Here is a 16,267-nt window from a genome sequence, read left to right on the forward strand (position 1 = left end):
GCATGCCAAAGCAATCGACTGCGGGAAGATTATTCGCATATGCTCTCGTTTATAAGTACAGAATTATCAGCGCGCTGCTTATTCTTTGCTGCGCGGTAGGCGCCGAGCTTGGCGGACCTTTTATTATAAAAACGATTATCGATAAGCATTTATCGGTAGAAGGCAATGATCTGATGCCGGTTCTCGGACTGCTTGCGTTTTATTTGGGGCTGCTGCTCGCAGCCAGTATCGGCAATTTTTTGCAATCGTACATTTTGCAATCGACGGCTCTGCGGATTATCAAGAACATGCGTATGGATTTAATGCATCACATCCAGCGGATTCCGCTGCGCTATTTCGACAATACGCCAATCGGGCAAATCGTATCGAGAATAGCGAACGACACGGAGGCCGTGCGGGATTTGTTCATGAGCTTTATGGCAACCTTTGTTGTCAGCTTCATTCAGCTAATCGGGATTTTTACGGCGCTGTTCATATTGGATGTAAGGCTGGCGTTGTTCTGCTTGCTGCTGCCCCCGCTGTTCGCGCTAATTATGGTCGTTCACTTGAGATATTCCAAGGGGTTCATCACGATTATGCGCGCCCGGCTTAGCGATATGAATGCGATGATTAATGAATTGATTGTTGTTATGCCTATCATTCAAGCATTTCGCCGCGAGAAGGTAACGCTGGATGAGTTCGAGGTGCTGAACGAGGACCGTTACGTCAATCAAATCAAACAGTTTAAAGTGTTTTCTTTGTCCTCGCGAAACATCGTAGGCACGATCGGAAGCCTGGTAACCGCGATGGTTATCTGGTATTTTGGCCGCGCGTCACTCGAGACAGGTATTTTATTCGGCGTGTTTTATGCCTTTATCGACTACTTGGGCCGTATCTTTCACCCGATCATCGGTATTTTCGATCAGCTGACAAATGCGCAGCGAGCGTTCGTATCCGCAGAGAAGGTGTTTGCGATACTCGATATGGAAGGCGTGGAGGTCGAAGATGTTGATCAATTGAAGCGGCCGGACGGCGTCGTGAAATTCGATAACGTAACCTTTGCTTATAAAGCGGGCGAAAACGTGCTGAAACAAATATCATTCGAAGCGCGCAGAGGAGAAACGGTCGCTTTGGTTGGTCATACCGGCTCGGGCAAAAGCTCTATATTGAACCTGCTGCTTGGCTTCTATGAGCCGGATACGGGGATTGTTACGATAGATGGCCAAGATATTTCAACGTTCTCTAAGCAGGCTCTGCGCAAGCATATGGGGATTGTGCTGCAGGATCCTTATTTATTTGCCGGTGACATTAAATTTAACGTTAGCCTTTATAATAAGGATATTTCCATTGATCGAGTAAAAAGCGTGCTGAAGGATGTCGGGGCCGCGACGTTCATCGAACAGCTTCCGAACAGCTATGATGAGCTGGTAGTCGAGCGCGGAAGCACGCTTTCCTCCGGCCAGCGGCAGCTCATTTCCTTCGCCAGAGCATTGGCCTTCGATCCGTCGATTCTAATATTGGATGAGGCGACAGCGAGTATAGACAGCGAGACTGAGGGACTTATTCAGCAAGCGCTGCGAGTGGTCAGTGAGGGACGTACGACGCTGATTATAGCGCATCGGCTGTCCACGATTCGCGATGCCGATCAGATTCTCGTTCTGCATCGCGGCGAAATCGTAGAACGGGGCAATCATGATTCGCTTATGGCGCTGGGTGGCAGGTATTACAAAATGTATCAGTTGCAAAAAGGCGAAAAAGTCCCGGAGAGAGCAACCGTCACGAAAGAAGCTTAGTGCTCTAGTTTAAGTTGCGAAGCTATCGGGTAACGTTCAATAAAACGACGGCAGTCAAGGACTTTATTTCATCCATGGCTGCCGCTCTTTTTATTATTGGGAGCAGTCTAAGCCTATATGAATAAACTTTACGCTAAGATTGCCGATAAAATAGAGTGAAGGAATTAGCCTTACAAACGACGAAGAGGTGCATTGACCTGTGAAAAACACCGCAACGGCTTTGCTTTTGATTGCCCTGCAAATCGTATTTGCCATCTGTACGGTATTGTGGGCGATCTACGTGCTCATGACGCTGCTCATGGCCGATCAGTTCGACGATATGAACGTGCTTCAGTCTATATCGATGGTTGTTATCTGGCTGTTCCCGATCGCGTCGATCGGTACGGCCGTCACAAGCTGGATCTTGTACCATAAGCGCAAGTTCAAGGCAGCCGTCTGGATCGGCTGCATTCCGGCGCTATGGATTTTGCCGCTGTTCGGTTTCTTTGAATAATGCGGAAGACGAGTAAAGGATGTTGATCTTTAATCGCAAACATCTGTTGTTGCTGGGGTATGAATGAAGCTATATTGGATTATCGCAGTAACTTTTCGCAGGTTGGGGCGTTTCTGGGAGCTATGTTGGATATTCGCATTAACTTTTGTCATAATTTCGCTTTGAGAGTCGTCTTAGCTCTAAGTTAGTGCAGATATCCAATATAGCTCACCAACCTTGCTCCTAGGGTACGAAGTTACTGCATATATCCAACATAGCTAGTCGCTCTTGATTGAAATGAAGGAGGCACCCCTAAAGCCAATCGCTTTTCGGGGTGCCTCTATTGGTTTTATCGCTCTCTATTCGAATTTCGACGGAGGAACGTTATAGTATTTTTTGAACGCCTTCGAGAATGTGAAAGGATCGGGATAGCCGAGCAGCCCGGAAATTTGCTGTATGCTATATTTCTTTTGATAGAGATAGTCGCGGGCTTGGTTCATTTTAATATGATAAATATATTGCCCTGGCGTGATGCCGACGGCCTTCTTGAAATACGAAATAAAGTACTTTTCCGATATGCCCGCAAGCGCGGCAAGCTCGCTCATTTTCATCGACTGGTGCAAATGGTCATACACGTATTGGAAGATCGGCTGCAGGATGTCCAGATTACGCTCGGACTTCTTCGTTTTTTTTCCGTTCAGGAACGTGCCGGTATATTGCCCTTGCCCATGAAGCGCGATGATCTTGGCAATAACGGCCGTCAGGCAAGCTTTAAGGTACAATCGGGTACCCGGCTTGTTGTTCATCGCGTCCGATTGGTTATACGATTTGCCGAACAGCGCAACCTCCTCCTGAAGCAGCTCCCGCTTAATAATGCCCGAAAGGCGAAAGTCGCTCAATATGCGCTGCTGCCCGCCGATGCCATAATCGAAATGGACGTAAATAAATCGGCAGCCATCCTCGCCGGAAGCGGCCTTATACGGAATTTGCGGGTAAAAGAAGACGACGTCCCCAGCGCCCGCTCTATATTCGGTCCCGGCTATTTCGATCTTGACGCTTCCTGCTTCAACAAACCACAGATCGTAATCGGCATGCGCCTTATGCTCGATCCAGTCGCTTCCGTAAGCCGTCACTCTGCATGATTTCATGCGGAGCTCGATAAAGTCCGACAATGCATTGAAAATTCCTATGTCCGGCACGACGAAAACCTCCACCACAAGACATCGTTCGTTTTTCGTTATTGTAGCATTGAACTTACGGGCCATCAATAATCGAACTATATGACAGGTTTGCAGAACTATCTCATATTCTCCTTTTCCGGGGATCCCCTATAATGAGGCTATACCGATTGGGAGGGATAGTTAATGAGTCATTCAAAAGAGCAGCATCCGAAGGTCGTCGTCATTGGAGCGGGCAGTCTATTCTTTGGGCGTCAGTCCATTTGGCAGATGGTTCACTCCCCATATTTGAACAAAGGCACGCTTACCCTGGTCGATACGAACGAAGAAAAGCTGGCCAAGCTCGTTCGTCTCGCCGAGATGGTTGCAAGGGAGAACGGCGTGTCCCTAAAAATCGAAGGTTCGACGAATCGGAGGGACGTGCTTGCGGGAGCGGATTTCGTCGTGCTCAGCTTCGCGGAGGATACGGTGAAGTATCGCGGCATCGATTGCGAGGTCTCCTTGAAGTACGGCATTCGCATGTGTTCGGGAGATACGATCGGCCCCGGAGGGATCTTCAGGGCGATGAGGGAATTGCCGGTCATTATGGACTGCGCCAAAGATATCGAAGAGCTCTGTCCGGACGCTTGGGTGATCAATTATATTAATCCGTCTACCGTTCACGGCATCGCATTAAGCCGCTTCGCGCCGAAGCTCAAAACGTTCGCGCTGTGCGATAGCCACCATATGCCCCATAAGAAGGCGGATTACGCGATTCGGGCGGGCATTATCGGGAATAAAAGCCAGTTTACCGAGGACATCGACAACCGATTCGACTTGCGCATAGCCGGCGTCAATCATTTCACTTGGCTGCTGAAGGCGGAGTTCGACGGCGTGAACGTTATGCCGCAGATCGCCGAAGCGTTAAGGAAGGCCGCGGGGACGGAGAACAACGGCGGAGATACGGGGGCGAAAGCGATCTATAACGATGCCATTACGTACGAACTCTACGATATTTTCGGCTCGATTCCGACTTGTACGGCCCATACAAAGGAATACGTCACGTATTGGCAAGGGCTCGGCAAGACGCCGGATGCCATTCCGCCGCTATCGATCTGGGAGACGGAGGATCGCTACAAGCGGCATGAGGAGATGTGGCGGCAAGTGGACGATTTCCTTTCCGGGAAGCTTGCGATCGCCGATTATATGAAGTCGTTCGGGCCGGATCATGCGACGGATATTATTGAGAGCATGGTAGGCAATCTCGGCAAGCGATTCTACGTCAATACGTTGAATAACGGCGCGGTAACGAATATGAATGACGATTCGTTCCTGGAATTGCTGAGCGACGTCAGTCTGGAAGGTATCAAGCCGCTTCATATCGGAGAGATGCCGCGGGGAATCAGGGGCATGCAGGAGCTCGTGCTGGACACGCATGAACTGACGGCGGAAGCGGTCGTGGAGAAAAGCCGCGAGAAGCTGCGCAGAGCGATGATGACAGATCCGCTCGTCAATTCCATCCATGACGCGGATATGATCATTACGGAATTGCTGGAATTGGAGAAAGACCGGATTCCTAAAGAATGGTATGAATAAGGCGGGAGAGGGACGGTGGATCCGTTGCCTCTCTTTTTTTTGTGAATGACAGGAAAATGCAACCAGCCCGTTATCGATCCGAACTGCAACTATGGTCTCAAATTGATGTCATACGATAAGAGGTTTTGTAGAAAGGATTGCAAAGATATTATGAATATATTAAATATATATTAGCGAGAACGGAACGGATTCTGCCGCAAAAGGAGGGGAGGGGAAGTCGCATTCCAACGTCGTTCTCCATAAAATCATTTAACCGAGGTGTATCTTATGCTGCGAAAGTGTACGGTTATCGGGCTTGCGATCGTTTGTACCCTATCGATGACGATGGGTGCAGCTGCATCGGCTGCGGGCGACAAAGAAAAGGCGCGGGAGAGCGGGATATCCTGGCCGGCTGAGCAAGCGCTTCCGAGCTTCTCGAAAGTAAAAGAACTTGACGTGGCGGATATTTATGACGCTCCCGGCGATATCAAGCTGATGATGGCGACCTTGCAAGGCGCCGTTAATCGGGTAGAGCCGCGCGTTTATTTGCTGGAGAACAAAGAAGAAGGCAAGTTTACTTGGCTGAATGATCTGGATGTGAAATATAAGGTCAGGGACGACTATTGGCAAATCGTACGGAAGTATGCAAAGGAAATAAACGGAGTTATCGTCTACGATCCGAAAATCCCGGATTCCGTCAACGTGGCGACGACGCTGGCGGGCTTGAAGGGAGCGGTTGTCGCAAGTCCGGAACTTGCGAAAAAGCTGCAGGCCGCGCCTTACAACTTGAACGTGCTGGACGATCTGCAAGGCAAATTCAAAGATCGTCTCGATGCGTATACCTGGCAGTACGAAAACTTGTGGAGCCAAACGACCAAACGAATGATCGTGGGATTGAATCCTCAAACCTCGATCAGGCTGCCGGAGAATCAGGAAGATTTGTTTACCGTGCTTGGGCAGGATACCACTCAGGAAAGAGATGGAACGAACAAAAAAGTGTACGACTTTGACCTGAGCGAAAGTCTTGGCGACTCGGATGCGTATCTCCGGTTCGGCGATGCGTTTCCGCAGGACGGCTGGGGAGCGGCCGTGCATGAAGTGACGGTGAAGGCGGACGGAGAGACGATCGCCCAATTTACCGCGGGTACCCCGGAGGAAGAGGCGTTCCTGTACGATAGGGACGGATCGCAGTTGTCCGAGGGGCAAGGCGGGCATCGCTTTGCCGACAACGGCCGCTATTTCATCTATAAGTTCACGCCGCCCGCCGGCACCAAGCAGTTGACCGCTTCGGTCGAAATGTGGAATCAATACAAGGTTTCCGTCAGCAGCGTTCAGCCCGTTTCCTCCGAGCAGATGGAGCCGTACGGCTTTCTCCGCGATTATGCGGTAGCCAATAAAGCGATGGTGTTCTGGCTGGACTCCAACGTTCCGGAGCAGCGGGAGCTCTTCGAAAAAATATTGTCGGACGTCAAGCCGGGCACGCCTTATCTGGGCTGGTTCAGCAACGACGTCGACGGCGAGTTCAGCGGCGTCGAGATTACTTCGAACCATGGCGTATACGTGCTGGCGGCGGACTGGTTCAGCAATTTGACCGTATTCTCGGGCACGAAAGCGAATAACCTGAAGCCTGCCGCAGTACAGACGCCTGAGCTCGAAAATAAAATTTACGTGACCTATACCTTCAGCGAAGGCGACAACTTCCAATACAATCAGCATCGCATGCGGATATTGTGGGATGATCCGAGCCGCGGCAAAGTGCCGCTCAACTGGACGTCCAGCCCGCTGCTCTATGATGCCGCGCCTGCGATGTTGAACTACTTCAACGAAACGGCAACGGCAAACGATCAGATCATCGCGGGACCGTCGGGCGCCGGATATTTCTACCCGAACGCTTGGCCGGCGGAATCGTTCTCCGCTTTCCTGAAGCAGTCGAATTCGTACATGGAGAAAACGGGGATGACCATTCCTTACGTCCTGAACCGGATCGACAGCCAAAACGTGCCGCTGGACGACGCCCATGCGGCGGCATACATGAAGGAATATAAGCCGGCAGGGATGTTCCTAAGCTGGGAGGACCGTTACGGCGTCGAGGTAATCGACGGCAAGCTTCCCGTCTCGACGATTCAGGGCATCAGCACGGCGAAGGACGGAAAAACGATTCTGGACAATGCCAAAGCGAAGTGGGACGGCAAATCTCCGATGTTCGTTTCCTTGGGGCTGCTTGCATGGAGCCTGACGCCGTCGGATATCGCCGAGCTTCAAGCGTCGCTCGGGCCCGAATTCGCCGCGGTTCGCGCCGATCAATATTTCTCGTTGATTCGCAGCGCCTACGGATTGCCTGCCAAGCCGTAAGCTCGGCATAACAAGAGAGGACGCCGGACATTCCGGTCGTCCTCTCCATCGTTTTTTTTGCAGCAAATGACTCGTACGGTGGTTTGTTTTTTCTTGAAATCGGATGCGAAAGGATATACTATATATAACATAACAAATATACGGGAAATTTTGGTGAGCCAATGAAAAATGAAAGAATGCCGTTGTACCAGCAAGTCCAGGATTACATTAAAGAGCTGATCCATACCTCTGGCCTCAAGGAAGGCGATCGCATTCCGACGGAGAAGGAATTGATGGAGCTTTTTAATGTGAGCAAAATTACGGTTGTGAATGCTTTAGCCGGCTTGGTGAATGAAGGCTCGATTTCCCGTGTGCCGGGCAGAGGCAGCTTCGTCAACAAAGTAAAGCTGGATCCGTCCGAAGGAGTCTCCTTCGCCCTACGCAGCCCGGACGAGCGGGAAGCCGGTCCCGGCAGGAAATTGGTCGGTATTGTCATGCCGTCAATAGAAGATTATTTCTCGATTCGTTTGATCGAAGGCATCCAGAATGTGCTGCGGGAGCGCGGATACCGGTCCGTAATCCAGCTGTCGGACGGCGTACTGGAGCAGGAGAAGCAGGCGATCAAGCTGTTTAAGGAGTTCGGCGTCGACGGGCTGCTCATATTCCCGGTTGACGAAGAACAATATAACGAAGAAATTTTGAGCATGAAGCTAAGCGGTTTTCCGTTTGTGCTGATCGACCGGTTTCTTCCCGGCGTGGAGACGGATTATATTGCGTCGGACGGCAGAATCGGTACGCAGCTTGCGGTGGATTACTTGTGGGAGCTGGGCCACCGCGAAATCGCGATCTGCTCCGACTCACCCCTGCAGACGATTACGGTACAGGAAAGAATCGACGGCTATATGTTCGCGCTCAAAAATAAAGGGGCGCTTATCAACCCCGCGCATATGATCACCGAGTTCAGTCTCAAAACATCGGATGACATGCAGGCCCATCCTTTGTTCAGATATGTGAAAAACCGGATGGCGACCGCCTATATTACGCTTAACGGCAAACTGGGCGCGCATGTTCATCAAATGGCCGTGCAAGCCGGTCTGAACGTGCCAGAGGATTTGTCGATCATTACGTTTGACGATTCCACCGCCATTATGGAAGGGGTCACCGCCTTTACGCATGTCAAGCAGTTCGAGCATGAGATCGGACACAAGGCGGCGGAGCTGCTGCTTGGCCGCATAAGCGCCGGCGACGAACCTCGAAGCAAATATAGCAAAATTTTAATCAAACCGGAGCTGATCGTCCGTCATTCGACGGGCCCGTGCAAGCCTGTCTAACACTGGCCTCCGGCGACAAACCAAAGGAAGCACGTCTCGAGGCAGGAAAGCATTGCCGATGGGGCGGGCTTTTTTTGAGTTGGAAGCGTAGAGGTCAACGACGTTAGACGATTCCGATTGAGCCTTAGGAAGGAGTAAAGAGGTTATTAAGGACATTAAAAATAATATATTGAATATATATTAAAATGAAGTGGCGTTATTCGACAATATAATCGAGTTAACGCTATTTTTCTATGCTTTTTTACTGGTTCAAAAGGCACTGAAACCAGTGTTGATACAAGGAAATACGCCTATAACCCAGGTTTGGTCAGTGGAATGTAACCGTGACAAAAATAGCCGATCAAAAGGTGCTAATACGAATCATTAAAAAATATATTGAATATATATAAATATGCGACTATACTGTGGTGGAGAAATACAGTCTCTTACAAATCCGATGCGACTTGCATCCATCAGGCAAGGAGGTCTGGCAGGTGACCAGAGATCGAAGGGAAGAAAGAACCGGATTTCAGGAATCGGCCCCTTATCGGGCTTCTTATGATTTGCAAACGGATTTTGTGATGGTGTACGGAATCGACGATACGATGCCCGAGCGGATTCGGCAATGGAAGGAACGGGGTTATATCGTCCATCTGATGACGGGTGTGGCATGGGGTGAATATCTGGATTACTTAAACGGCCTTGTGGACGGGCGCGACCATTGGGACGAAGCCCAGACCGACCGGAACGGCGAGCGGATCATCCATGGGGACACGCCCGATGTTCCCTACATGGTGCCGACTCTTGCATATACGAGCTTTTTGGCCAAGCAAATCCGGCTAGCAGTTGAGGCGGGCGTAGAGGCGATCCATCTGGAAGAGCCGGAATTTTGGGTGGACGGAGGATATTCCGAAGCGTTCAAGCGGGAATGGAGGCTGTATTACCGAGAGCCCTGGTCCGCCCCGCATTCATCCCCGGACGCGCAGTTCAGAGCTTCGAAGCTGAAGGCGCATCTGTATGCGAGAAGCCTGGACCGGCTTTGCACCGAGATGAAGGATTACGCCTTAACCGCATATGACCGCGACTTGCGGTTTTACGTGCCGACCCACAGTCTGATCAACTACACGCAATGGAGAATCGTCAGCCCGGAATCGGGGCTGATCGATCTGCCTTCCATCGACGGATATATCGCGCAGATTTGGACGGGAACTTCACGGACGCCCAATGTGTATCAAGGCGTTCGCAAAGAACGGACGTTTGAAACGGCTTATCTGGAATACGGGATGATGCAGGAGTTGGTCAGGGGGACCGATCGGCGCATGTGGTTCCTGCATGATCCGATCGAAGACAATCCGAACCATACCTGGGACGATTACAAACAAAATTACAAGCGGACGTTAACGGCATCGCTGCTGCATCCCGATGTTTCCCGCTACGAAGTTTCCCCATGGCCGCGGCGAATCTTCGAAGGAAAATATCCGTCTGAGGACGGCAGCGGGAAAACGACGATTCCGGCGGATTATGCGACGTTGCTGCTGCAGGTGATGCATACGCTCGGCAATATGGGGCAGATGCCGGACCGCGCGGACCAGGAGGAATCCCTCATCGGCGTATTGATTGCCGATTCGGCGATGTTCCAGCGAATGAAGATGGAAGAAGCGATACCCGCAAACTCGGGGAAATACGACGGCACAGACCCGGAAGGGTTCGAGAAGGACGGCGATATGGAATTGCTGGACTTTTCCCCGTTCTACGGCTTGGCGTTGCCGCTGCTCAAGCATGGCATTCCGGTTCGGCCGGTCCAGCTCGACAACGTGAGGAGGTTCGCCCGGTATTTGAACGGATACCGGGTGCTGCTGCTCAGCTACGAATTTATGAAGCCGGAATATCCGGATCTTCATTTCGCTTTGGCCGGCTGGGTCAGAAACGGAGGCGCGCTCGTGTATGTCGGCAATGACGCCGATCCTTATCACGGCATCCGGGCTTGGTGGAATGAAGACGGGCTCGGCTACGCCTGCCCCCGCGAGCATTTGTTCGAGCAGCTTGACGTGAAGCCGGAAGCGGGAAGCGGGCTTTACCGTTCCGGCAAAGGCGTGGTCGCCTATCTTTCCGCCGCGCCTGAAGATTGCGCTAAATCCGCCGAACGAGCGGAATCCTTGCGAGCGATCGTAAGGGAGGCGATCGAAGCGCTTGGCGATCCGGCATGCCGCTGGCTACCGAAGCACGATTTCGCGCTGCGGCGCGGGCCTTACATCATTGCGGCCGTGCTCGATGAGTCGGCCTCGGACGCGGCAGTAACGTTTCCGGGACCCGTCGTCGATTTGTTCGAACCGCTCCTACCGGTGCTGCAGGAGGTGCGGATCGCGCCAGGCGAGCAGGCTTTCCTGTTCGATTTGGAAAGGGGACGCCCGAATGACGGCCTTGTCGCATGCATAGCCGCTTCCTCGCGGATCGAATTGCTCGAGCAGAGCGGAGCGGGCTTCCGCTTTCAGCCGAAAGGCCCGGAAGGGGTCGAGGCGGCGGCAAGATTTTATAGCCCGCGAAAGCCGCTGTCGGCAACGCGCCTCTGCGGAGGAGACAACGAAGCGATTCCGTTCGAGTGGGATGCGCCATCGTCAACGGTGCTGCTAAGGTACGAGCACAAAGGAGATACGGATGTCCTGGTGAACGTCGGTTGGGAAAGCTGAACATAAGCCGAAAGGAGACTTGTTATGCCATATGAAACGGTAAAGCCAGAGCGGTTGAAGGCGATGCTGGAAGGCTGGAAGGAACGGATTTATGTCCCGGTTGAGGAACTGCGCGTAACGGCTTGGGTTACGCCGGAGCCGGTGCCTTATGAAGAGAGGATGTCCGGCCGGTGGATGGAGCTGTTCCCGGGGGATCGATGGGGAGGTTTATGGGATTGCGCCTGGTTTCGTTTTGCAGGCGAAGTGCCCGCATCGGCCAAAGGCGCAAAGGTCGTGCTGCTTATCGACGTCAATGGCGAGCTATGCCTGGTTGACGAAGAAGGTTCGCCGAAACAGGGGTTGACCAACATTAATTCGGAATTCGATTATTCGCTTGGCCTGCCGGGCAAGCGGGTCGTCCATGTGGGCGAAGCGTCGACAGGCTCGGAAACGATCGAAGTATGGGGCGATGCGGGCTGCAACGATCTGTTCGGACGGTATCGCAGCGGCACGCTCAAGGAGGCGGTGATCGCCATATGCCGCGAAGATCTCAGAGGGCTCTACTACGACGGGGAAGTGCTGCTGGAGACGGCGGAGCGGCTGCCGGCCGGTTCGGCGAGGAAGGAGCGGATTCTGCAAGCGTTATACGAGGTTTCGCTGCTTATGACCGAGCTGACGGATGAACGGATCTCCCGCGCGAGTCGCATGCTTCGCGAGCAGTTGGCGCAGCGGGGAGGCGATCCCGTGCTGACGATTCATGCCGTCGGCCACGCGCATATCGATCTGGCATGGCTGTGGCCGATCCGGGAGACGATCCGCAAGGGGGCGAGAACGTTCTCGACGGCGCTTCGGATGCTGGAGCGTTATCCCGATTACGTGTTTGGAGCAAGCCAGCCGCAGCTATACGATTGGATGAAGCGGAGTTACCCGAAGCTTTATGAAGAAATCGCTCGGCGCGTGAACGAGGGACGGTGGGAGCCGCAGGGCGCGATGTGGGTCGAAGCGGATACGAACGTTCCGGGCGGAGAGTCGCTTGTCCGGCAACTGCTGTACGGCAAACGGTTTTTCCTGCAGGAATTCGGACAGGAAATGAAATCATTGTGGATGCCCGACGTGTTCGGTTATACGGCCAGCTTGCCGCAATTGCTGAAAAAATCGGGCGTCGACTACATGATGACGCAGAAGCTGTCTTGGAGCGCTTATAACCGGCATCCGCACCATACGTTCATGTGGGAGGGGATCGACGGATCCCGGGTGCTGATGCATATGCCGCCCGAAGATACTTACAACAGCCCGGCCGCGCCGCGTTCCATCGTCAAGGCGGAGTCGGATTATTTGGACAAAAACGTGTCGGAGCATTGCCTGATGCTGTTCGGCATCGGCGACGGCGGAGGCGGCCCCGGCGAAGAGCATCTGGAGCGTCTGTCCCGCGAGAAGAACTTGCTGGGTTTAAGTCCGGTCGTTCAGACGCCGTCCTCGGTCTTTTTCGAAAAGCTGGAGAAAAACGCCGAGCGCTACCAAACGTGGAGCGGGGAGTTGTATCTCGAAAAGCATCAAGGCACGCTGACAAGCCAGGCGCGGAACAAACGGTATAACCGGAAGCTGGAGAAGACGCTGCGGGAGCTGGAGTTTGCGGCATCGCTTGCCGGAACGCTTTGCGAATACCCGTATCCGGCCGAGGCGCTCGAGGAAATTTGGAAGGAAGTGCTGCTGTACCAATTCCATGATATTTTGCCAGGCTCCTCGATCAAGCGGGTATACGACGAATCGTTGGAACGGTATGCGCGTTTGCAGGAGCGCGTCGATTCGATGATTGCGGATGCGTACGGCGCAATTACCCGCAGGCTGCCGCCTTTGCAGGCGCCCGGCAACAAGCCGCCAGCCGTATTTAATTCCTTGCCTTGGAAGCGGGAAGAGTGGGTGAAGGAAGGCGGACGATGGATGCTCGTGTCCGTGCCTCCGATGGGATACGCGCCGGCGGTTTCCGCGGAAACGTCCGACGCCATGGCGGAGACGGCCGCCGCGGCGGAAGCGCCGGCGGATGTGCCTGCGCTGCGCACATCGGCGGAGGGGCACTGCCTGGAAAACGAGCTGCTCCTGCTGACCTTCTCGCAGGACGGTTCGATCGTTTCGATCTACGATAAGGAGTATCGGCGCGAAGTCGTGCAGGCGGGGGGTAAAGCAAACGAATTGCGCGTTTATGGCGACGATGGAGATGCATGGGACTTCCGTCAGGACTACCGGTTGACGGGAGGCATGGCGCTTCAGCTGGAGGAAGCCTCTGCGTTCGCGGACGGGCCGACGGCAGGTCTCGTCCATCGTTACCGGATCGGAGAATCCCTGTTGACGCAGCGGGTCAAGCTAACCCGGGGCAGCCGCAGAATCGATTTTGCGACCCATGTCGATTGGCGGGAATCGGGCAAGATGCTGCGCGTTTCGTTCCCGGTGAACATCCGTACGGATGCCGTCAGCTGCGACATTCAATTCGGTTATTTGAAGCGGCCGACGCATCGGAACACGATGTGGGATTATGCGAAGGACGAAATTTGCGCGCATCATTGGATCGATCTGTCGGAGCCGGATTATGGCGTTGCATTGCTGAACGATTGCAAATACGGGCATAGGGCGGAAGGCGGCGTGCTTGATTTGAATCTGCTGCGCAGCCCCTCCCATCCCGATCCCGAGGCCGACAGGGCGGAGCATACGTTTACGTATTCGCTGTATCCGCATCAAGGCGACCATGTACAGGCGGAGGTGTACAAGCGAGGCTACGAGCTGAATGTTCCGCTGCGGATTGTTGCCGTTCCGGAAGGCAACGCGGCGGATACGCTTGCGGAGACGTTCGCATTCCTGAGTCTCGGTCATCCCAATGTCATGGTGGAAGCGGTGAAACAAGCCGAGGACGGAGACGATCTTATCGTCCGGCTGTACGAGACGGCGGGTACCCGCGTCCATACGGCGCTTCGCCTTGGATTCGAGGCCCGGGAAGCGTGGCTGACCGATCTGATGGAATATAAGCTCGAGGCGATGCCGATCGAAGGGGACGAGATTCGATTGACGTTTGCTCCGTTTGAAATTGTGACGCTCCGATTAACGGTTCCAGCCGGGACGGCAAAGCGAGGGGGAGGCGCATGACGGCTTCTTTTCTTTGGAGGCGAATCTGGCGGCACAGGGTATTTTATCTGTTCCTGCTGCCGGGGGTGGTCTGGTTTTTTATTTTTTCCTATGTTCCGCTGTTCGGCATTCAAGTGGCGTTCCGCGATTACACGTTTTCGGGCGGATTTACGGGAAGCCCTTGGGCCGGGCTTAAATACTTTCAACAGTTTTTCGATTATTACAAGTCTGAGGAGATTATCCGCAACACCATCGTGATCAGCTTTCTGAAGCTGGCGATCGGCTTCCCGATGCCGATCCTGCTCGCTATTTTGCTCAACGAAGTGCATCGCCTTAAATTCAAGAAAGTCGTGCAAACGCTTTCGTATTTGCCTTATTTCGTTTCGTGGATTGTAGTGGTCACGTTGATGCAGCGGCTTCTTTCGCCTTACGGAGGACCGCTCAACGAACTGCTGTCCATAGCGGGCATCGAGCCCATTCAGTTCCTGTACAATCCGAACTGGTTCTATCAAGTGATCGTCGGCTCGGAGGTATGGAAAAACATCGGTTGGAATTCGATCATCTATATGGCCGCCATCGCCGGCATCGATCAGCAGCAGTACGAAGCGGCCAAAATCGACGGCGCGAACCGTTTCCGCCAAATCTGGCACGTGACGTTGCCGGGCGTTCGCAATATCGCCATCATCCTGTTTATTCTGTCGATCGGAAGCTTGATGAGCGCCGGATACGAGCAGCTGCTGCTTCTGAGCGGGCCGCCTACGGCGAGCATCGGCAGCGTGCTTGACGTTCATGTCATAACGTCCGGCATCGGGGAAGGCCGATTGAGTTATGCCGCCGCGGTGGGATTGTTCCAAAGCGTGATCGGCTTGATCCTCATTCTGATGGTGAACCGGATCGCCCGTAAAGTGAGCGACGTATCTCTTTTCTAAAAAAAAGGAAGTGATTGGATGAAACGCCGATTTTCCGTTTTTACGATACTGAATTATGCGGCGCTTGCGCTGGTTGGATTTTCGATGGTGTATCCGTTTATTTATATTTTGGCTTATTCGCTCAATGACGGGAAGGATTCGCTGCTGGGCTCGCTTTATTTCCTCCCGCGCAGGTGGACCCTGGACAATTACGCGGAAGTTTTCGAGAATGCCCGTATCTGGCAAGCGTACAAAATTACGCTGCTGCGCACGCTGATCGGCACCTTCCTGCATGTGGGACTTAGCACGCTGATGGCGTACGCTTTGTCCAAAAAAGCGTTGCCGGGAAGATCGTTTTTTTCCTTCTATATTTTTCTGCCGACCATCTTCAGCGCGGGATTCATTCCGTTTTTCATTACGCTACAGAAGCTTCATCTGATCAACACTTTCTGGGTGTACGTCATTCCGATGCTGTTCAGCTTTATGCACATCGTCATCCTCCGCACCTTTCTTCAAGGCATACCCGAGGAGCTGGAGGAATCGGCCCGCATCGACGGTTACGGCGATTTCCAAATATTCGCCCGCATTATTTTGCCGCTTTCGGGTCCGGTGCTTGCCACAATCTCTTTGTTTATCGGGGTGACCCACTGGAACGACTGGTTTTCAGGCGCCTACTATGTGTCGAATAAAGACTTGATTCCGGTGCAAACGATGCTGCAGGAAATGCTGACGCAAGCGGAAGCGTTCTCGTCATCGGCGCAGCGGGCGGCGCAGCAGGGCGGCCAGACGGTTAATACCGGCGTGCAAGGCTCGACGCCCGAGTCGCTGCGAATGGCGTTGCTTGTCATTACGGTGTTTCCGATCTTGTGCGTATATCCCTTCCTTCAGCGTTTTTTCGTCAAAGGCGTCATGATCGGCTCTGTCAAAGGATAAGGGTTCCCTTGAGGACTTATCATATAAAT

The 16,267-nt window shown here is 53.1% G+C and carries 10 protein-coding genes; 9 read left to right on the plus strand and 1 reads right to left on the minus strand.

The window, feature by feature from the left end; all coding sequences use genetic code 11:
• Nucleotides 1-2: 2 nt before the first annotated feature.
• On the plus strand, nt 3-1,772 hold the full coding sequence (locus J2T14_RS11685) for an ABC transporter ATP-binding protein (protein ID WP_307470944.1): 1,770 nt from the start codon (nt 3-5) through the stop codon (nt 1,770-1,772).
• Nucleotides 1,773-1,971: 199 nt separating this feature from the next.
• Nucleotides 1,972-2,265 carry a hypothetical protein gene (locus J2T14_RS11690; RefSeq protein ID WP_307470946.1) on the plus strand — a complete coding sequence of 98 codons (294 nt, stop codon included), beginning with the start codon at nt 1,972-1,974 and terminating at the stop codon, nt 2,263-2,265.
• Nucleotides 2,266-2,603: 338 nt separating this feature from the next.
• Here the strand turns inward: J2T14_RS11690 and J2T14_RS11695 are convergent, their stop codons facing one another.
• Nucleotides 2,604-3,443, minus strand: a complete 840-nt coding sequence (locus J2T14_RS11695) for an AraC family transcriptional regulator (RefSeq protein ID WP_307470948.1) — start codon at nt 3,441-3,443, stop codon at nt 2,604-2,606.
• 165 nt (nt 3,444-3,608) lie between these two features.
• Here J2T14_RS11695 and J2T14_RS11700 point away from each other — a divergent pair, with 165 nt between their 5' ends.
• The 7 genes from J2T14_RS11700 to J2T14_RS11730 all read left to right on the plus strand — a co-directional run bounded on the left by J2T14_RS11700 (nt 3,609) and on the right by J2T14_RS11730 (nt 16,238).
• Nucleotides 3,609-4,997 carry a family 4 glycosyl hydrolase gene (locus J2T14_RS11700; RefSeq protein ID WP_307470950.1) on the plus strand — a complete coding sequence of 463 codons (1,389 nt, stop codon included), beginning with the start codon at nt 3,609-3,611 and terminating at the stop codon, nt 4,995-4,997.
• A gap of 267 nt (nt 4,998-5,264) precedes the next feature.
• On the plus strand, nt 5,265-7,328 hold the full coding sequence (locus tag J2T14_RS11705; protein ID WP_307470952.1) for a GxGYxYP domain-containing protein: 2,064 nt from the start codon (nt 5,265-5,267) through the stop codon (nt 7,326-7,328).
• A 161-nt stretch (nt 7,329-7,489) separates the two neighbouring features.
• Complete coding sequence (locus J2T14_RS11710; protein ID WP_307470954.1) at nt 7,490-8,638, plus strand: GntR family transcriptional regulator; 1,149 nt, start codon at nt 7,490-7,492, stop codon at nt 8,636-8,638.
• Between the two features lie 473 nt (nt 8,639-9,111).
• Nucleotides 9,112-11,304, plus strand: coding sequence for a hypothetical protein (locus J2T14_RS11715; RefSeq protein ID WP_307470956.1), 2,193 nt, complete (start codon nt 9,112-9,114; stop codon nt 11,302-11,304).
• Nucleotides 11,305-11,328: 24 nt separating this feature from the next.
• Complete coding sequence (locus J2T14_RS11720; protein ID WP_307470958.1) at nt 11,329-14,418, plus strand: alpha-mannosidase; 3,090 nt, start codon at nt 11,329-11,331, stop codon at nt 14,416-14,418.
• Nucleotides 14,415-15,326, plus strand: a complete 912-nt coding sequence (locus J2T14_RS11725; protein ID WP_307470961.1) for an ABC transporter permease — start codon at nt 14,415-14,417, stop codon at nt 15,324-15,326. Before J2T14_RS11720 ends, J2T14_RS11725 begins: the two co-directional genes overlap by 4 nt.
• Nucleotides 15,327-15,344: 18 nt before the next feature.
• On the plus strand, nt 15,345-16,238 hold the full coding sequence (locus J2T14_RS11730) for a carbohydrate ABC transporter permease (RefSeq protein ID WP_307470963.1): 894 nt from the start codon (nt 15,345-15,347) through the stop codon (nt 16,236-16,238).
• The last annotated feature ends 29 nt before the right edge of the window (nt 16,239-16,267 follow it).

Origin of the sequence: Paenibacillus harenae (assembly GCF_030812415.1) — a bacterium.
Taxonomy (GTDB): Bacteria; Bacillota; Bacilli; order Paenibacillales; family Paenibacillaceae; genus Pristimantibacillus; species Pristimantibacillus harenae_A.